We start from the raw sequence: 17,857 nt of genomic DNA, 5'->3' as shown, positions 1-17,857 counted from the left end.
GCTTCCGCATACAGGTCGCAGGGGGCAATTCAGGGGATCAGTTCCAGGTGACCGCCGACGTCTCCCGCCACAGCGCCGCCACCTCGGCGTCGCCCGTCACTTCGGGGAACGGCCGACGGTTCCACAGTGAGAGGTACAACTGGTCGGCGGGACCTACGAGTTCGCAGTCGACGTGTCCGTCCGCTCCCCGTTCGATCACGGGCGGCTCCGGCGACAGCCGTACGGTCCACGCGGCGTCCTCGGCGTCGGTCGCCCGCACTCTCAGCGTGCGGGGCTCCTCCGAACGCACCTTGCTCTTGCCGCGGTTGTGGAATCCGCCCAGCAACTCGTCGATGCCGTCCAGTGCGAAGTCCGTTGCGACCGGCGAGGAGTTCGTGCCGATCGCCCCTGGATTCGTGCCGACCGCGCTCGATCCGGTGCCCAGCGCCGACTCGGCGTCGACCCGGTGCACGGTGGTCTCGTGGGCCTGGCGCCGCGCCCAGAACGCCAGTGGCGAAGGGGCCGGCATGAAACTCCAGCACTCGGTGTCGGGCGGAGCGGCGGCGAGTGTGTCGACGAGCCGCCGATGGCCCTCGCGGAACCAGGTCAGGAGCTCGTCGCCGTCCAGGTCGGGCAGGCCGGCGTCGGGCTGGTAGCTCGTGTGCCGTTCGGCGACGAATGCCGTCGCCCAGCGGTGCACCATGCCGGTGTGCCGAAGGAGGTCGCGTACCTGCCAGTCCGGGCAGGTCGGGACCTTGGCCTTGGAACCGGCCCGCCCGGCGGCGGCCGCCAGCAACTGCCCCTCGCGGTCGAGGGTTTCCAAGAACTGCGCAATCTCCATGCGGTGAGTGTGCCGGATGGAGTGCCGTTGAGGGGAAGCGAGTGGTGGGCGCCCGCAGGGAGCGGCAAGAACATGAACTTTCCGCGGCGGCCCGGCCGAGCCCTGCCGCCGTTCCGTATGACGTCGGTTACGGGGAAGGCGCTGACGCACCCGTTCGCCTGAGGCGCGTCAGTCGACTCACCAACGGTCTGCCCTCCGGTCCACCCCGTCGAAGACCGGGCCGGCCGCGGTCGAGCGCCGCCGCCGCCGAGAGGCGGGCCGGACCTGCGCTCCTGGGCTGCGGCAGCGCCGGCCGTCAGGCGACCGTCACCCGGCGTGTGGCGAATCCGATCAGCGCCGCGATTCCCGCCAGTACCGCCACGCTCGTGAGCGCCGCGGGCAGCGAGTACCAGTCGGCCATGAAACCGATCGCGGGCGGCCCGAGCAGCATGCCCCCGTAGCCCAGCGTGGACGCGGCGGCGACGCCGGTCGGGCCCGCGAGCGCGCCGGCGCGGTCGACGGCCACCGGGAAGATGTTGGCGAGCCCGAGGCCGGTGACCGCGAAGCCGAGCAGCGCCGCCCACACCGACGGGGCGAGCGAGCCGACCAGCATGCCCAGCATGGCCGTCGTGCCGCCCGCCATCAGGGTCCGGGTCCGGCCGAGCCGTTCGAGGAGCGTCGTACCGCTCAGCCGCCCGATGGTCATGGCCAGTGCGAAGCAGGAGTAGCCGGCCGCCGCCACACCGGGGTGCGCGTCGAGGTCCTGCTCCAGGTGGAGCGCGCCCCAGTCGGCGAGTGCTCCCTCGCCGTACGCGGTGCAGAGCGCGATGAGGCCGAAGATCGCGACGAGTCCGCGGGTACGTCCGTCGAGGCGGCGGGGCGCCTTCTGCTCGGCGTCCGTGCGGTCGGGGGGTACCGGCGGTTCCTGGCGCAGCAGCGTACGCCCGGCGACCGCCGTGACGAGGAGTCCGATCGCGGTGAGGCCGAGCAGATGGCGGGTGGGGGACAGGTGGGCGGCCACCAGCCCGCCGAGACCGGCTCCGAGCATCCCGCCCAGGCTGAAGGCCGCGTGGAAGCCGGGCATCACCGGCCGCCGGAGCGCGGCCACCAGGTCGACGGCCGCGCTGTTCATCGCGACGTTGATGCAGCCGTAAGCGGCGCCGAAGACGAGCAGGACGGCACCGAGGGTCAGGGCGGAATGGGTGAGCGGTGGCAGGGCGACGCTGAGTGCGAGGAGGACACCGCAGACCACCGTCACCGGATGGCTGCCGAAGCGGCGGCACAGTCGGCCGGTGAGCATCATCGTGATCACCGCCCCGGCGGAAACCCCCAGCAGCGCGAGCCCGAGTGAGCTGGCCGAGGCGCCGGTCTGCTCCTTGATGGCCGGGATGCGCACGACCCAGCCGGCGAAGACGAAACCGTCGAGGGCGAAGAAGGCGGTGATGGCGAGGCGGAGCCGGGTCAGGTCGTTGCCCGGCACGACGCTGTGCGAGGACAGTTTGTTTATTAGCGGCACAAAGTCAGGGTAGGTGCCTGCCTGCCACACGTACAGGGGGAAGTGGCCGGATTCAGACCACGAGGACCTCGAGGCCCACGTCCTGGAACCGCCGTACCGTCGCCTCGTCGGCCCCGGCGTCGGTGACGAGCGTGCCCACCGCGTCGGCCGCGCAGATCCGGGCGAACGCCCGCTGTCCCAGCTTGCTGGAGTCCGCGGCGACGATGACGCGCTCGGCGCGCTCGCACAGCAGGCGGTTGATCGCGGCCTCCGCCTCGTCGTGCGCCGCCGCCCCGTGCGTGGCGTCGAAGGCGACCACGCCGAGCACCGCGACGTCGACGGTGATCTGGCCGAGCACGCCGTCCGCGAGCGGGCCGACGAGCTCGTACGAGGAGGGGCGGGCGACCCCGCCCGTCACCACGATCTTGAACTGGGGCCGTACGGCGAGCTCGTTGGCGATGTTGAGCGCGTTCGTCACCACGGTCAGCGCGGGGGACCCGGACGCGAGGTCGGGGCGCACGGCCAGCGCGCGGGCCACCTCCGTGGTGGTCGTGCCGCCGGTCAGGCCCACCGCCTCGCCGGGTGCCACGAGGTCGGCGACCGCCCTCGCGATCCGCTGCTTCTCCGAGGCGCGCCGGGCGGTCTTGTAGCGCAGCGGCAGTTCGTAGGAGACCCCGTGCACGACCGCCCCGCCACGGGTGCGGACGAGCATCTGCTGTTCCGCGAGCTGGTCGAAGTCGCGCCGGATCGTCGCCGCCGACACCTCCAGCTCCGCCGCGGCCTCCTCGACGTCCAGCCGGCCCCGCTCCACGAGCAGTTCCAGCAGCGTCTTCCAGCGGGCGTCGCGCGACATCCGCACTCTCCGTTCCTCGTTCCTCCGCGACCCTAACGCACCTATGCGGCGCTTGAATGCTTGATGTTGCTCGAAAAGGCGCGCTATCTTGCACGAAACTGCATCTGCGGGAGGGGTACGGCATGACCCATGTCGAGAACGAGCTGACCAGCCAGCCCGAGTGCTGGGCCCGGGCCGCCGAGCAGGCCCCCGGGCACGGCGCCGCGCTGCCCGCGCCGGGGGAGCGGGTCGCGATCGTCGGGTGCGGCACCTCCCTCTTCATGGCCCAGGCCGCCGCCGCGCTGCGTGAGCGGTCCGGGCAGGGTGAGACCGACGCGTTCGCCGCGTCGGAGTTCCCGTACGGCCGCGCGTACGACCGCGTCGTCGCGCTCACCAGGTCCGGAACCACCACCGAGGTGCTCGAACTCCTCGGCCGCCTCAAGGGCGCGACGCGCACCACGGCTGTCACGGCCGACCCCGGGACACCCGTCATGGAGGCGGCCGACGACGTCGTGGTGCTCGCCTTCGCGGACGAGCGGTCGGTCGTGCAGACCCGGTTCGCCACCACCGCGCTCACCCTGCTCCGCGCCCACCTCGGACTGCACACGGACGCCGTCGTGGCCGACGCGGCCACCGCGCTCGACACCCCGCTGCCCGAAGGGCTGGTCGACTGCGCGCAGTTCACCTTCCTCGGCCGCGGCTGGACCGTCGGGCTGGCCAGCGAGGCCGGACTGAAGATGCGTGAGGCCTCACTGGCCTGGACGGAGGCCTACCCGGCGATGGAGTACCGGCACGGCCCCATCAGCGTCTCCACCCACGGCACGGCCACCTGGATGCTCGGCGAGGCCCCCGAGGGTCTGGCCGAGCAGGTGCGGGGGACCGGCGCCCGGTGGGTGGCCGGCCGTCTCGACCCGCTGGCCGAACTCGTCCGCGCCCAGCGTCTCGCCGTCGCGGTCGCCGCCGCCCGCGGGCTCGACCCGGACCGGCCCCGCCACCTCACCCGCTCGGTGATCCTCCAGCCGGACGCCCGCTGAACCGGCACGACCGCCCGCGCAGAAGGAGGAGTTGTGCCACTCGCAGCCACCGGTGACCTGATCACCGCCGCCGTCCGGGAGCGGACCGCCGTCGCCGCGTTCAACATCATCACGCTGGAACACGTCGAAGCCGTCATCGCGGGCGCCGAGTCCGTGGACGCACCCGTCGTCCTTCAAGTCAGCGAGAACGCCGTGAAGTTCCGGTACGGACGGGTGCTCCCGCTCGCCCGTGCCGCGACCGCGGCGGCCGAGCGCGCCGCGGTGCCCGTCGCGCTCCACCTGGACCACGTGCAGGGTGACGCGCTCCTGCGTCAGGCCGCCGACGCAGGGTTCAGCTCCGTGATGTACGACGCCGCCCGGCTGCCGTACGAGGAGAATCTCGCCGCCACCCGCGCCGCCGCCGACTGGGCACACGCCCAAGGGCTGTGGATCGAGGCGGAGTTGGGCAAGGTCGGGGGCAAGGGAGGCGAACCGGCCCTCGACGCGCACGCACCCGGTGCCCGCACCGACCCCGCCGAGGCGCGGGCCTTCGTGGCGGACTCCGGCGTGGACGCGCTGGCCGTCGCGGTCGGCAGTTCGCACGCGATGACCACCCGCACCGCGGCCCTCGACCACGAACTGCTCAAACGCCTCGCCGCGGCCCTCGACGTGCCCCTCGTGCTGCACGGCTCCTCCGGGGTCCCGGACGACGAACTCGCTTCGGCCGTCGCCGGAGGCATCGCCAAGGTCAACATCGGAACGGCGCTGAACCTCGCCATGACCGGCGCCATCAGGGAGTTCCTCACCGCCCGCCCCGAGGCGGTGGACTCGCGCGCGTACCTCGGCGCGGGGCGGGAGGCCATGGCGCGGACGGTGGCGCACCTCATCGGCGTGCTGCGGACGTGAGCGTCCCGTGTGCGTGCCGGCCGCGCCCCGGGGTCGCCGCGGTCCGGGCCGAGCTGCCCGGTTTCCGCCCTCTGGAGGGCTGACACGCACCGGTGCCCCCGGACAGGACCGCCCGGACGTCGCACCCGCTCGGCAGCCCCCGCGGCGGGAGCCGGGAGCCTCGCCCCGGGCCCGCGGAGCGCTACTTCCTGACCGCTTTGAGCACCACGAACTTCGCGTCGCTCGCGACGAGTTCGCTGTTGCCGAACAGCCGCCGCAGCTTGAGGTGGTACCCGAGGTGGCGGTTGCCGATCACCCACAGCTCACCGCCGGGACGCAGCGCGCGCCGTGCTCCGGTGAACATCCGCCAGGCGATGGCGTCGGTCGTCGCCTGGTGGGAGTGGAAGGGCGGGTTGGTGAGGACGACGTCGACGCTCCCGTTCGGTACGTCGGTCAGGCCGTCCCCGACGAGGAACTCCGCCGAGCCCGAGGGCGCCGGTGAGCTCTCCGGCTGTCCGGGGCCCCGCGTGTTCTCCCGGTAGGTCGCCTCGGCGGACGCCACCGCCTGGTACGACTCGTCGACGAACAGCACATGCGCGCGCGGGTTGGCCAGCGCGACCGCCGTCCCCACGACCCCGTTGCCGCAGCCGAGGTCGACGACGCGCTCGGCGTCGCGGGTGCGCGGAAGGTGCTGGAGGAAGAAGCGGGTGCCGATGTCGAGCCGGTCGGCGCAGAACACTCCCGCGTGGTTCACGACGGTCCGACCGGACACCACGCCGACGCCGTCCGGGAGTTCGTAGCGGTAGGGCCACGGATTGGCGGTCCGTACCAGCCCCGGCGCCGGGGTGCTGAGGACGAGCCGGGCCTTCTGCTCCGCGAGCGACGTACGCGTCGGGCCGATGATCCGCTCGAACAGGCGCAGCGTCGAGGTGTGGATCTCCTTGACCATGCCGGTGCCGACGACGACCGTCCCCTCGTGCAGGGCGGGCGCCAGCCGGTGCAGCTGGTCCTCCAGCAGCGCCAGGCTCTTGGGCACGTGGACGAGCAGGACGTCGATGCGGTCGGGGGGCGTGTCCCGGGTGGTCAGGAGGCGCACGGCGTCCTCGTCGACGCCGTTGCGCCGCAGGTTCGCCCGGGTCGCCTCCCGTGCCAGGTAGGAGTCGGTGATCTGCACCGGCCGGTGTGACGCGAGCGCCGTGACCAGCGCGCCCCACCGGTCGCCGACCACGACCACCGACCCGGACAGGGAGGTGCCGCTCGCCGCGAGGTGCCGCAGGAGATAGGCGTCGGACGCGTCCCAGGCACGCAGCCTGTCGCGGGGGTCCTCGGGGAAGCGGGCCAGCGTGAGCTCGCCCCAGGGTGTGGCCATCCGGTCGTTCATCGTGCCCCAGGCTATCCGAGCCGCAGCTCAGAGCCGGTCCCGGTGGCCCGGCGGCGGCCGGGGAGGCACGCCGGCCCGGGCGGCGGGCCACGGGAACGGGCCGGACACCACGTCGTCGCCGGTCCGCGTGACGGCTGCGTGATGATGGAAGGTATGGAGAGTGAGCTGTTTCCGCGCGGGCGGACGGAGGTGGCGCCGGGCGCCGTGCACCTGCCGGACTGGCTGGACCTCGAGGGTCAGCTGGGGCTGCTGACCGCCTGCCGGGAGTGGGCCAGGCCGCCGGCCGGCCTGCGCACGGTGCGCACCCCCGGCGGCGGCACCATGACCTCGCGGCAGGTCTGCCTGGGCCTGCACTGGTACCCCTACGGGTACGCGCCCACCGTGGTCGACGGCGACGGCTCCCCGGTGAAGCCGTTCCCGCCGTGGCTGGCGGACCTCGGCCGCAGGGCGGTGGAGGACGCCCTCGGCCCGCAGCCGGCCGGTTCCGAGGCGCACGACATCGCACTGATCAACTTCTACGACGCCGACGCCCGCATGGGCATGCACCGGGACAGCGACGAGAGGTCGGACGCGCCGGTGGTGTCCCTGAGCCTCGGCGACAGCTGCGTCTTCCGGTTCGGGAACACCGAGTCGCGGACCCGGCCGTACACGGACGTCGAGCTGCGCAGCGGGGACCTCTTCGTCTTCGGCGGCCCGTCCCGGTCGGCCTACCACGGGGTTCCCCGGGTGCACGCGGGCACCGGGCCGAGCGAGTTGGGACTCACGGGCCGGCTGAACGTCACCCTGCGGGTCGGCGGCTTCCAGGATCCGCCCGTCGCACGCACGTGAGCGAGTCGCAGGACGCGGAGACGGCCGCGGCCCCTCCGGTACGGGTATCGAGGCCGGCGCCGCGCCGGGAGTGCGGGGACGCCTCCCGGCGCACCCCGGACGGGCCACCGGTCGTCCGGATCATGGGAGACTCGCCCTCATGAACGGCAAGGCGGGCCCCCGGGCGGCGGGGGAAGGGAACACGCGGACGCGGCTGGACCGGGGGCGTGGAGCCCTCGGACCCGCGCTGGAGCTCGTGCACACCGGGCGTGCGCCGACCCGTGCCGTCCTCACCGCCGAACTGGGCGTCACCCGGGCGACGGCCGGCGCCGTGGCCGCCGAGCTGGAGGCGCTCGGCCTGATCCGCGTGGACGCCCGTCCCGGAGCGGCCGCCGGTTCGCAGGGACGCCCCTCGCACCGCCTGGAGGTCGCCGAGGACGGTCCCGTCGCGCTCGCCGCGCAGGTCCACGCCGACGGGTTCCGCGCCGCGCTGGTCGGTCTCGGCGGCCGGATCGTCGCGACCGCGCCCGGCTGCGAGACCGTCGACGCCGACCCGGCGAAGGTCCTCGGCTCGGTCGTCGAGGCCGGCGCCGAACTGCTGGCGCAGACCGGTCGGCGCTGCGTCGGCGCCGGTCTCGCGGTGCCCTCGGCGGTCGCCGAACCGGACGGTCTCGCCCTCAACCCCCTGCACCTCGCCTGGCCCGCCGGTTCGCCGGTCCGCCAGATCTTCGCCGAGCGTGTGCGCGCCGCCGGGATCCACGGGCCCGCCTTCGCGGCCAACGACGTCAACCTCGCCGCCCTCGCCGAGCACCGGCACGGCGCCGGCCGCGGCGCCCGCGACCTGCTGTGCGTGGCGACCGGGCACCGGGGCGTCGGCGGTGCGCTGGTGCTGGACGGGCGCCTGCACACGGGCAGTTCGGGCCTCGCGCTGGAGGTCGGCCACCTCACCGTCAACCCCGAGGGACGCCCCTGCCACTGCGGAAGCCGGGGCTGCCTCGACGTGGAGGCGGACCCGCTGGCGTTCCTGGACGCCGCCGGCCGCGACCCAGGTCCCGAGGTCTCGCTGCTCCAGCAGTCCAACGACCTGATCCGCGGGCAGTACGCGGACCCGGCGGTGCGCACCGCCACCGAGGCGCTGATCGACCGGCTCGGGCTCGGCCTGGCGGGGCTGGTCAACATCCTCAACCCCGACCGCATCATCCTCGGCGGGCTGCACCGCACCCTGCTCGACGCCGACCCCGACCGGCTGCGTGCCGTCGTCGCGGACCGCAGCCTGTGGGGGCAGAGCGGCGGCGTGCCGATCCTCGCCTGCACGCTGGACCACAACAGCCTGGTGGGCGCCGCCGAGCTGGCCTGGCAGCCGGTCCTCGACGACCCGCTGACGGCCCTCGCCGAGGCCTGATCCACCGGCGGGACGACGCCGTCAGGTCCATTCCACCGAGAACGCGCGCGCGGGATTCTCGGTGAACACCCGCTCCACCAGCTCCCTGCCGAGGGCGAGTTCGAGACGCGGCCGGACGCGCCGCAGCAGATACGGCATGCCCGGACCGCCGTCGACGGAGCGGGCGGCCGCGGTCGTCGTGTCGCCGCCCAGGAGCAGGCGATTGCCGAACCCGGCCTCGGCGAGGGCCCGTACGGCCTCCGGCATGCGCCAGTCCGTGGCGTGGTGGGCGCGCGAGGGGCCGTCGAAGGCCAGATAGGCGCCCGCCTCGGCGGCCTGGCGGTGCACCACCGGATCCGGTGCCCGGTTGAGATGGCCGAGGATCACCCGGTGCGGCGGCACCCCCGACTCGCCGCACAGCAGGTCGAGTACGTCGAGCGCGCCCGTGCCCAGCTCGAGGTGGACGGCGATGGGGGCACCCGTGGCGTGGTGGGCCTCGGCCGCCGCGGTCATCGTCCAGCGGGCGTGCGCGTCCAGGGCGTGGAAGCCCCCGGCGACCTTGATCAGGCCGGCCCGGACCCCCGTCGTGCCGATGCCCCGGGTCAGTTCCGTGACGAACAGCTCCGCCAGTCTGCCGCGCAGTGCGGTGAGCATCTCGGGCGCGTAGTGCGCCGCCTGGTGCAGTCCGGTCGCCGCGACGACGTGAACTCCCGTGTCCCGGGAGACGATCGGCAGATCCGCCACCCGCCGGCCGAGCCCGTACGGCGTCCACTGGACGACACTCGCGCCGCCCTGCGCCCGGAACGCGGTGAGTTCGTCCCGCGCGGAGGCGGCGTCGCGCAACTCCTGGCCGGGGAGCTGGGGGCTGCCGAAGAAGACGTGGTCGTGCGCGTCGCACACGCCCAGCCGCTCCGGAGGCAGGTCGCCCAGGACGGTGCGGACCGTGCTCACCACCGCGGCCCCCGGGGGAGCAGGCCCCGCCCGGGCTGCGACATGTGCAGCACCTGGAACACCTCGCCGACGGCCTCGGGGGTGTCATGGGCCCAGACGGAGAAGTGCACCGTCTCCCAGTTCCGGGTGTCGACGGCGGCGGCCGCGCAGACGGCGCCGTCCAGCGAGGCCAGCCGCTCCGTCTCCCGCACCGCGTCCTTCGCCGCCTCCGACAGCGGGACGCCCTCGGGCAGGGGCCGGGCGGACCGCACCGCGACGGCGGCGGGGGAGCCGCCGGCGACTCCCTCCTCGTACGAGAGGCCCGTCCACTGCTGCACCACGGGCCGTCCGAAGTCGTCGACTATGCCCTGGAAGGGGCCCGTCCAGAGGAAGGCGTTCATGCCCTCCACGGTGTTCCAGAGGTAGAAGGGCGCGTACTGGTTGACCGGCGAGCCGTGCACACCCCGCTCGCGGATCAGATAGGTCTTGAATCCGAGGCCGTCCCAGTCGTCGAGCCGGTGGCCGAGCCGCGAGACGCGGTCGCGGACGACGCCCATGTCGTAGTCGGCGGGCAGTGTCAGTTCGTACTGCATGGCGTGCACGGTGCCTCCAAGTGGCTTTGCGGGGGCGGGTGTCGGAGCGACCGGCCGTGGCTCAGCGGGCGGGGTCGAGGAGGGCCAGCAGTCCCCGGACGCCGGTGTCGAACGCGGCGGGTGAGCCGGACGCGCGGGCCAGGACGTACCCGCCCTGGACCGTGGCGACGATCGTCGCGGCGACCTCCTCCGCGTCGAGGGAGGGCGCGAACTGGCCCTGCTCCTTGCCCTCTTCGACGATCCCGGCGAGCGTCTCGCGCAGCCAGTCGATCGTCGCGTCGACGGGCGCGCGCAGCTCCTCGCTCGCCATGACGTCCGGGTCCATCGTGAGCCGCCCGACGGGGCAGCCGCGCAGCACGTCGCGTTCGCGCCGCAGGTACGCCGCCATGCGCTCGTACGGCGTCCCGGGCGTGCTCAGTACGTCCTCGGCGGTGGCCCGCAGTTCCTCGGCGGTCCGGAGGATGGCGGCCAGGGCGAGATCGGGCTTGCCCTTGAAGTGGTGGTACATGCTGCCCTGTCCGGCGCCCGCGTGCTGCTGGATCGCCTTGGGGCTGGTGCCCACGTAGCCGCGCTCCCACAGCAGCTCGCGAGTGGACTCGATCAGTCGCTCCGGGGTGCTCATGACCGTACTGTACATACTAGTAGGTACAGCCGTCGACGGGGCAGCCGCGGCCGCCGGGAGCAGACGGCCGACCGTCGCGTACTCCCGTGGAGGTACGCGCACTGCCGCTGGCCGTACGACGACTCGGACCCCCTCCCGGAGCCAGGCTCGGAACATCACGAGGACACCCACCGAGGAGATGAACCGAGATGCAGACCCTGGCGAACTGGGACGGCGGCCCCGGCCCGTGGATCCTGTTCTTCCCGCTGATCTGGGCGGCCGTCGTCGTCGGCGCGGTGACCGTCCTGCGCCGCACCGCCCGGCTGGGCCGCGGCGGTCCCTGGCGTCCGGCGGACGGCGGGCGCCCGGCCGGTGACTCGCCGATCGCCGTGCTCGGCCGCCGCTTCGCGGCCGGCGAGATCGACGAGGACGAGTACTGGCGCCGGCTGTCCGTCCTGGACGAGCAGTTCGGGCGCACGGGCAAGGGCGGCGCGGTATGAGCGGCGCACCCGCGGCCACCGAGGCGACCACCACCCGCCACGCCGCGCGAGTCACCGGAGCCGTCAAGGTGTACGGCTCCGGTGACACCGCGGTACGGGCCCTGGACGGGGTGAGCGTCGGGTTCCCGGCCGGCCGCTTCACCGCGATCATGGGGCCCTCCGGTTCCGGCAAGTCCACCCTCATGCACTGCGCGGCGGGCCTGGACACGCTCACCTCGGGAGCGGCCTTCATCGGCGGCACCGAACTCGGCGCACTCGACGACCGCCGGCTCACCCTCCTGCGGCGCGAGCGCGTCGGCTTCGTCTTCCAGTCCTTCAACCTGGTCCCGACGCTGACCGTCGCGGAGAACATCACGCTGCCCGTCGACCTCGCGGGGCAGCGGGGCGACACCGCGTGGATCGACGCGCTCGTCGACGTCGTCGGCCTGCGCGACCGGCTCCACCACCGACCCTCCGAACTGTCCGGCGGGCAGCAGCAACGGGTCGCCGTGGCACGGGCGTTCGCGGGACGGCCGGACGTCGTCTTCGCCGACGAACCCACCGGCAACCTGGACTCCCGCTCCGGCGAGGAGGTGCTGGGCCTGCTCGGCCGGGCCGTGCGCACGATGGACCGCACCGTCGTCATGGTCACCCACGACCCGGTCGCCGCCGCCCACGCCGACGAGGTGATCTTCCTCGCCGACGGCCGCCTGGTCGACCGCATGGAGGCACCGACCGCCGACAAGGTCCTCGACCGCATGAAGGCCTTCGACAGCAAGGGGGCGCCGTCGTGAACGCCTCCGTCCGCATCGGCGCGGCCTCCCTGAGAGCCCACAAGCGGCGCTTCGCGGGTACGTTCCTCGCGGTCTTCCTCGGCGTCGCCTTCCTGACCGGCACGCTCGTCATGGGTGACACCCTGCGCGCCGGGTTCGACACGATGTTCGGCAACGCGACGAGCGGCACGGACGCCGTCGTCCGCAACGCCGCGACGATCACCACACCCGGCGACAGCCAGGGCGAACGCCGGCCCATCGACACCGCACTGACGGCGGCGATCGAGCGGACGCCCGGAGTCGCGGCCGCCGTACCCGACATCCAGGGCGCCGGCCAGCTCGTCGGCGCCGACGGCGAACCCGTCGGCGGCCAGGGCCCGCCCACCGTGGCCGGCAACTGGATCACGGACCCCGGACTCAACCCGTACCGTCTCGCCGAGGGCCGCGCACCCGCCAGGAGCGGCGAAGTCGTGATCAACCGGGGAGCCGCGAAGAAGGGCGGCCTGGAGATCGGCGACACCACGACGCTGCGCACCCCGGACCCCGTGAAGGTGACGATCGTCGGCCTCGCGACCTTCGGCGGCGAGGACGGCATGGCCCAGGTGACCTTCACCGGCATGACACGGGCCGACGCCGAGACCTACCTGACCGCCCGGCCGGGCCAGGCCGCGGCCATCCAGGTGCGGGCCGCGCCCGGCACCGGCCAGCGGGAACTCGTCGAGAGGCTGACCCCGGTGCTGCCGAAGGGAGTCGAGGCGATCACCGGCCAGGAATCGGCCGAGGAGAACACCGACATGATCTCCAGCCAGTTCCTGACCCTCTTCACCACCTTCCTGCTGGTCTTCTCGGGCGTCGCGTTGCTCGTCGCGACCTTCTCCATCCACAACACGTTCGCCATCGTCGTCGCCCAACGCACCCGCGAAAACGCCCTGTTGCGCGCACTGGGCGCATCCCGCCGCCAGGTCACCGCCGCGACGCTGCTCGAAGCGAGCGCGGTCGCCGTCACGGCTTCCGCCGCCGGCCTCGCGGGCGGCGTCGGCATCGCCGCCGGACTGCAGGCGCTGTTCCCCGCCATCGGATTCCCGTTCCCGGACGGCGCGTTGGTCGTCGGCGGGCTCTCGCTCCTGCTGCCCCTGGCCGTCGGCGTGCTCGTCTGCCTGGGGTCGGCCGTGCTGCCCGCCGTCCGGGCGGGCCGGACCGCACCGCTGGCCGCACTGCGCGAGACGGCGGTGGACCGGTCCGGGGCCTCACGCGGACGTGCCGCCGTCGGCGGCTCCCTGGCCGCGCTCGCCCTCGCGGCGACCCTCGTCGGCGTCCTCGCCGCGCCGTCGCTGTGGCTCGCCGGCTCCGGCGCCGTCCTGGCCCTCGCTGCCTTCGTGGTCCTCGGGCCCGTCGCGGCCGGCACGGCCGTACGGGTCATCGGCATCCCCCTCGACCGGCTGCGCGGCGTCACCGGCGCTCTCGCCCGGCGCAACGCGCTGCGCACCCCCAAGCGCACCGCGGCCACCGCGAGCGCGCTGATGATCGGGATCGCCGTCGTCTCGCTGTTCACGGTGTTCGGCGCCTCGCTGAAGGCGACCATGGACCAGACGGTCTCGCGTTCCTTCGCGGGCGACGTCGTCGTCAGCACCCCGTCCTTCGGCGCGGGCGGCAGCGGGCTCAGCCCGAAGCTGGCCCCCGCGATCGCACGGCAGCCCGGCGTCGAGAACGCCGTGGGACTCGGCCGCGGGGTCGCCGAGGTCGACGGCGAGGGAAGGGCCCTCACCGTCACCGATCCCGTCACCCTCGGCAAGGTCTTCGACCTCGGCCGGGTGGACGGATCACTGGACCGCCTCGGTACCGACGGGATCGCCGTCACCCGGGAGGAGGCCGGCCGGCAGGGCCTCACGACGGGCGACACCACCCGCCTCACCTTCACCGACGGCGACCGGAAGACCTTCACCGTCCGCGCGGTCTACGGCCGTTCGGAACTCGCCGGTGACTACGTCATCACCCGTGCCGCCTGGGCCCCGCACCGCACGCAGGACTCCGACACGCTCGTCGCCGTCTCCTTCGCGGACGGCGTGAGCACGGCCGAGGGCACGGCGGCGGTGGAGCGGACCGCGGCGGCGTACGGCAACCCCGACGTGCAGACCCGCGACGAGTACGCGCGGTCCTCGGCGGCCGGCATCGACATGATGCTGACCCTCGTCTACGCGCTGCTCGCCCTCGCGGTACTCATCGCGCTGCTCGGCATCGCCAACACGCTGACGCTCGCGATCCACGAACGGACCCGTGAACTCGGCCTGTTGAGGGCCGTGGGACAGACCAGGGCGCAACTGCGCGCCATGGTCCGCTGGGAGTCGGTCCTGGTCGCAGCGTTCGGCACGGCGGGCGGGCTCGCGCTGGGAGGCTTCCTCGGCTGGGTCCTCGTGAAGGCCTCGGACGGAGCCTCCGACAGCGACTTCGCCTTCGCGGTGCCGCCCGTGCAGCTCGTGGTGGTGGCGCTGGTGGGCCTCGCGGCCGGAGCGCTCGCGGGTCTGCGCCCGGCCCGGCGGGCGGCACGCCTCGACGTGCTGCGCGCCATCGCCACCGAGTGACCCGTCCCCGCGACGCGGAGGTCACCGCCCGGTCAGCCGACAACGGCGGACCGGGCGGGAGCGTGTTCGGGCCTGCGCGCTTCCGAACCGAACCTGCGCACAGGCGCCTCGAGAGCGGTGGCGTACGCCGGCCGCACCGGAGTCGCCGCGGCGGAGTGAGCCGGCAGGGTGAACCACACGACCTTGCCGGATTCTCCGTTCGGCCGCACACCCCAGCTCTCGCTCATGGCGGCGACCATGGCGAGGCCGCGACCACAGGTGGCGAAGAGTTCCGGGTCCTCCACGACGGGCAGACGCGGGTCGTTGTCGTGCACCGAGACCGTGAGCCGGTCGAGCAGGAACTCGATCTCCACGGTGCACATCTTGTCGGGCTCGGCGTGCCGGTGAACGTTGGTCAGAAGTTCGGTGACGCCGAGCGCTGCGCGGTCTATCAACTGGTCCAGATGCCAGTAGCGCAACTGCGCAGATACGATTCTGCGGACCTGGCCGATCCGCGAGGGCAGGGCTTGGAGCCCCACCGTGCAATGCCTGCTTGGCTGGCTGATCACGGCTGCGACTCCCCGAATTGAGGTCCGGAAGAAGACGGAGATCGAATCCAGCAGATGGCTGCGTGGAACGACCGCCTGCTGTGATGGCCGGCGGGCTGGTTCGCAGCGTTATCGCCGGTAAACCCAGAGTGACGTGACATCAGCGTGACCCAGGGAATGCCGTCCCGCAACTCGCGCCCCGTTCAACTGCTGCGTCCCGCCGCCCTGCGGACCGCCTCGATGAACCGGCGGGCGGAGGGCGGGCCGGGCTTTCCCGGCGCCGGATCGTGTTCCCCGAGGGTGAGCTGGTAGCGCGTGCCGTTGAGGTCGGCCGACGCCCGGTCGTCATGGGCGAACCACGGCTTCGAGGCGCGCACCGCCTGGACCGGCGCGCTGTCGATCTCGCTGCCGTAGCTGGTGAGCAACTCGAGCCTGCCGTCGTTGATCCGGACCTGTCCGGCCCGGGTGAGCGAGCGCAGCCTCTTCCCGATCCGCACGCCCGTGGCCGTGAACTCCGGATCCGCCATGATGCTCCGCCCCCTCGCGTGTTCGGCCGCCGCTCCGTCGTGCTCGGCGTGGTTCTTGATCCAGTGAAGCATCCCCGTGCCTGCAGTCTGCCCGCCACCGGCGTCGAGCACCAGTACGTACGACGACGTCCTGCCGGTCGGTGGGAGCACTCACGAGCATGCGCCCCCGGCGCCGCGCGCCCCGCCCCCCAGGCCCTCCTTTGAGCTGCCCAAAGATGCGTTTATGCAGGTGAGAAGCGTGAGGAAGGTGCCTATGATCGAGGTGTCCGACCATGTGAACCGGCGTCGGCGCAACGCGTAAGGAGCCTCGCCGTGAGCATCACTCCCTCGACCCGGACCGGACAGACCCTCGACGTCGACCACAGCGACCTCGCGTATCGAGCCTGGCTCAAAGAAGCGGTCCGCAAGGTCCAGGCGGACGCCAACCGTTCGGCCGACACGCACCTGCTGCGCTTCCCGCTGCCCGAGCGGTGGGGCATCGACCTGTATCTGAAGGACGAGTCCACCCACCCGACCGGGAGCCTCAAACACCGGCTAGCCCGCTCGCTCTTCCTCTACGGCCTCTGCAATGGCTGGATCCGGCCCGGACGCCCAGTCATCGAGGCGTCCAGCGGGTCGACGGCCGTCTCCGAGGCGTACTTCGCGAAGCTGATCGGCGTGCCCTTCGTCGCGGTGATGCCGCGTACGACGAGTGCCGAGAAGTGCCGGCTCATCGAGTTCCACGGCGGGCAGTGCCACTTCGTGGACGACCCGCGCCGGATGTACGAGGAGTCCGCCGCCCTCGCGGTCGAGACCGGCGGCCACTACATGGACCAGTTCACCTACGCCGAGCGGGCCACGGACTGGCGCGGGAACAACAACATCGCCGAGTCCATCTTCCGCCAGCTGGAACTGGAACGCTTCCCCGAACCGGCGTGGGTGGTCGCCACGGCCGGGACCGGCGGCACCTCGGCGACCATCGCGCGCTATGTGCACTACATGCAGCACGACACCCGCATCTGTGTCGCCGATCCGGAGAACTCGTGCTTCTTCGAGGGATGGACGACCGGCGATCCGGCCGTCACGACCGACTGCGGTTCACGCATCGAGGGGATCGGCCGGCCGCGGATGGAGCCCAGCTTCGTGCCCGGCGCCATCGACCGGATGATGAAGGTGCCCGACGCGGCCAGCGTGGCGGCCGTCCGCGCCCTGGAGCGAGCCATCGGGCGCAAGGCGGGGGGCTCGACCGGCACCGGTCTGTGGAGCGCGCTGAAGATCGTCGCCGAGATGGTGGCCGAGGGCCGTACGGGAAGCGTGGTGACCCTGATCTGCGATCCGGGTGACCGCTACCTGGACAAGTACTACTCGGACGCGTGGCTGGCCCAGCAGGGGCTGGACATCACGCCGTACACCGAGGCGATCGAGACGCTGCTGCTCACGGGCGTCTGGGCGGACTAGCGGGCAGGGTCCCGACGGTCCCGTCCGGGACGTCGGTTGCCGATGCCGTGAGGTTCTTCAGCGGGCGCCGGTGGGGGTACGGGCGGGGCCTGACAGCACCCGCTTGCCCCGAGGGAAGGCAGCCGCGAGCCCGCCGCGAAAAGCGAACGCGGGCCGCCCCGCCGCCCACCCCGACGAACGGCCGGCGGCCGCCGCGCGCGGCGCCGGCCTCGCCGAGGACATGCCGCCGCTGGTCACCGATGTGCCGTGTCCTCGGGCGCCCCGGCGTTCGGCGAGTCGCCCGCGCGGGCGACCGCCCGCGCTCAAGCCGCCGTGGTGGTCAGTCGTCGGTCCAGTGCCACGACCGCGTCCTTGAAGGCGCGGCCCAGGCCCGCCCGTCCCAGTCCGAGTGCCAGCCGGAAGGGCGCGGCCCCGTCGGCTGCGAAGGTCCAGCGCACCCGGGTGCCCGACCCCGCGGGCGTGAGCCGCCATTCCTCGGCGAGCGCACGGGGTCCCGGCGCGTTCGTCACGTCCACGCGGTACGCGTACACCCGCGGTGCCTCGGCCGCGAGCACGGTCTCCTCGAAGCGGGTGCCGCCCTTCAGCCGGACCTCGCGCCCCGCCCCGTCCGGCGTCGGCCGGGCGAGCGTCACGGCCGAGAACCACTCCGGCCAGCCCGACACGTCCTCGGCGAGCGCGCGGAAGACGGCGTCGGGAGGCGCGGTGACCTCGCGTGCGAAGACCAGGCGGAGCGGAGCCAGCTCGACGAAGTCGAGTCCGACCGGGCGCAGACGGCGTGCCATGGATGCGCAACCCCCCTGGCGGGAACGGAATCCCGG

The 17,857-nt window shown here is 73.2% G+C and carries 18 protein-coding genes; 8 read left to right on the top strand and 10 right to left on the bottom strand.

All coding sequences use genetic code 11. The features are described 5' to 3' along the window. Positions 1 to 37: 37 nt before the first annotated feature. From ACFYQQ_RS14580 to ACFYQQ_RS14570, 3 genes are all read right to left on the bottom strand, one after another. Positions 38 to 820: a maleylpyruvate isomerase family mycothiol-dependent enzyme gene (locus ACFYQQ_RS14580; RefSeq protein ID WP_355782257.1), complete on the bottom strand. Its 783-nt coding sequence runs from the start codon at positions 818 to 820 to the stop codon at positions 38 to 40. Between the two features lie 295 nt (positions 821 to 1,115). Beyond that, on the bottom strand, positions 1,116 to 2,279 hold the full coding sequence (locus tag ACFYQQ_RS14575) for an MFS transporter (protein WP_388904784.1): 1,164 nt from the start codon (positions 2,277 to 2,279) through the stop codon (positions 1,116 to 1,118). Between the two features lie 88 nt (positions 2,280 to 2,367). Next, positions 2,368 to 3,147 (bottom strand): DeoR/GlpR family DNA-binding transcription regulator, encoded by a 780-nt coding sequence (locus tag ACFYQQ_RS14570; RefSeq protein ID WP_356238430.1) that lies wholly within the window; start codon positions 3,145 to 3,147, stop codon positions 2,368 to 2,370. A 122-nt stretch (positions 3,148 to 3,269) separates the two neighbouring features. Here ACFYQQ_RS14570 and ACFYQQ_RS14565 point away from each other — a divergent pair, with 122 nt between their 5' ends. Continuing rightward, the gene (locus ACFYQQ_RS14565) at positions 3,270 to 4,160 is read left to right on the top strand and encodes a sugar isomerase (protein WP_356165724.1); all 891 of its coding nucleotides are present in this window, start codon (positions 3,270 to 3,272) and stop codon (positions 4,158 to 4,160) included. Positions 4,161 to 4,193: 33 nt separating this feature from the next. Further along, on the top strand, positions 4,194 to 5,045 hold the full coding sequence (locus ACFYQQ_RS14560; protein ID WP_355793411.1) for a class II fructose-bisphosphate aldolase: 852 nt from the start codon (positions 4,194 to 4,196) through the stop codon (positions 5,043 to 5,045). Positions 5,046 to 5,226: 181 nt separating this feature from the next. On the opposite strand, the gene ACFYQQ_RS14555 is transcribed toward ACFYQQ_RS14560, so the two are convergent. Continuing rightward, complete coding sequence (locus ACFYQQ_RS14555) at positions 5,227 to 6,405, bottom strand: methyltransferase (protein WP_355793413.1); 1,179 nt, start codon at positions 6,403 to 6,405, stop codon at positions 5,227 to 5,229. Positions 6,406 to 6,558: 153 nt separating this feature from the next. Between ACFYQQ_RS14555 and ACFYQQ_RS14550 the strand changes: the two genes are divergently transcribed. Both ACFYQQ_RS14550 and ACFYQQ_RS14545 read left to right on the top strand, forming a co-directional pair. Then, positions 6,559 to 7,233 (top strand): alpha-ketoglutarate-dependent dioxygenase AlkB, encoded by a 675-nt coding sequence (locus tag ACFYQQ_RS14550; protein ID WP_355795841.1) that lies wholly within the window; start codon positions 6,559 to 6,561, stop codon positions 7,231 to 7,233. Between the two features lie 139 nt (positions 7,234 to 7,372). Continuing rightward, entirely contained in the window at positions 7,373 to 8,614 is a 1,242-nt protein-coding gene (locus tag ACFYQQ_RS14545) for an ROK family protein (RefSeq protein ID WP_356165719.1), read from the top strand. A 21-nt stretch (positions 8,615 to 8,635) separates the two neighbouring features. Here ACFYQQ_RS14545 and ACFYQQ_RS14540 read toward each other — a convergent pair whose 3' ends face one another. The 3 genes from ACFYQQ_RS14540 to ACFYQQ_RS14530 are packed head-to-tail and all read right to left on the bottom strand — an operon-like array spanning position 8,636 to position 10,738. Continuing rightward, positions 8,636 to 9,544 carry a phosphotriesterase gene (locus ACFYQQ_RS14540; RefSeq protein WP_355793945.1) on the bottom strand — a complete coding sequence of 303 codons (909 nt, stop codon included), beginning with the start codon at positions 9,542 to 9,544 and terminating at the stop codon, positions 8,636 to 8,638. After that, positions 9,541 to 10,125, bottom strand: a complete 585-nt coding sequence (locus ACFYQQ_RS14535) for a DUF4865 family protein (RefSeq protein WP_355793943.1) — start codon at positions 10,123 to 10,125, stop codon at positions 9,541 to 9,543. Before ACFYQQ_RS14535 ends, ACFYQQ_RS14540 begins: the two co-directional genes overlap by 4 nt. 52 nt (positions 10,126 to 10,177) lie before the next feature. After that, positions 10,178 to 10,738, bottom strand: a complete 561-nt coding sequence (locus ACFYQQ_RS14530) for a TetR/AcrR family transcriptional regulator (RefSeq protein ID WP_388904663.1) — start codon at positions 10,736 to 10,738, stop codon at positions 10,178 to 10,180. A gap of 188 nt (positions 10,739 to 10,926) precedes the next feature. Between ACFYQQ_RS14530 and ACFYQQ_RS14525 the strand changes: the two genes are divergently transcribed. The 3 genes from ACFYQQ_RS14525 to ACFYQQ_RS14515 are packed head-to-tail and all read left to right on the top strand — an operon-like array spanning position 10,927 to position 14,548. Next, the gene (locus ACFYQQ_RS14525; RefSeq protein ID WP_355794788.1) at positions 10,927 to 11,217 is read left to right on the top strand and encodes an SHOCT domain-containing protein; all 291 of its coding nucleotides are present in this window, start codon (positions 10,927 to 10,929) and stop codon (positions 11,215 to 11,217) included. After that, a complete protein-coding gene (locus ACFYQQ_RS14520; protein ID WP_355794790.1) occupies positions 11,214 to 11,990 on the top strand; it encodes an ABC transporter ATP-binding protein in 777 nt (258 codons plus the stop codon). Before ACFYQQ_RS14525 ends, ACFYQQ_RS14520 begins: the two co-directional genes overlap by 4 nt. Then, entirely contained in the window at positions 11,987 to 14,548 is a 2,562-nt protein-coding gene (locus ACFYQQ_RS14515; RefSeq protein ID WP_388904660.1) for an ABC transporter permease, read from the top strand. The genes ACFYQQ_RS14520 and ACFYQQ_RS14515 overlap by 4 nt, the downstream gene beginning before the upstream one ends. A 32-nt stretch (positions 14,549 to 14,580) precedes the next feature. On the opposite strand, the gene ACFYQQ_RS14510 is transcribed toward ACFYQQ_RS14515, so the two are convergent. Both ACFYQQ_RS14510 and ACFYQQ_RS14505 read right to left on the bottom strand, forming a co-directional pair. After that, positions 14,581 to 15,096: an ATP-binding protein gene (locus ACFYQQ_RS14510; RefSeq protein ID WP_356165709.1), complete on the bottom strand. Its 516-nt coding sequence runs from the start codon at positions 15,094 to 15,096 to the stop codon at positions 14,581 to 14,583. A gap of 182 nt (positions 15,097 to 15,278) precedes the next feature. After that, positions 15,279 to 15,602: a hypothetical protein gene (locus ACFYQQ_RS14505; protein WP_355794171.1), complete on the bottom strand. Its 324-nt coding sequence runs from the start codon at positions 15,600 to 15,602 to the stop codon at positions 15,279 to 15,281. A gap of 312 nt (positions 15,603 to 15,914) precedes the next feature. On the opposite strand from ACFYQQ_RS14505, the gene ACFYQQ_RS14500 reads away from it, so the two are divergent. Then, positions 15,915 to 17,039: a PLP-dependent cysteine synthase family protein gene (locus tag ACFYQQ_RS14500; protein WP_356238417.1), complete on the top strand. Its 1,125-nt coding sequence runs from the start codon at positions 15,915 to 15,917 to the stop codon at positions 17,037 to 17,039. A gap of 302 nt (positions 17,040 to 17,341) precedes the next feature. On the opposite strand, the gene ACFYQQ_RS14495 is transcribed toward ACFYQQ_RS14500, so the two are convergent. After that, positions 17,342 to 17,821 carry an SRPBCC family protein gene (locus tag ACFYQQ_RS14495; RefSeq protein ID WP_355794305.1) on the bottom strand — a complete coding sequence of 160 codons (480 nt, stop codon included), beginning with the start codon at positions 17,819 to 17,821 and terminating at the stop codon, positions 17,342 to 17,344. Positions 17,822 to 17,857 lie beyond the last annotated feature (36 nt).

The organism is Streptomyces sp. NPDC005496 (assembly GCF_042872045.1).
GTDB lineage: Bacteria > Actinomycetota > Actinomycetes > Streptomycetales > Streptomycetaceae > Streptomyces.
Note: the sequence above shows the minus strand (reverse complement) of the source record. Positions and strands in the feature narration are given on the sequence as shown.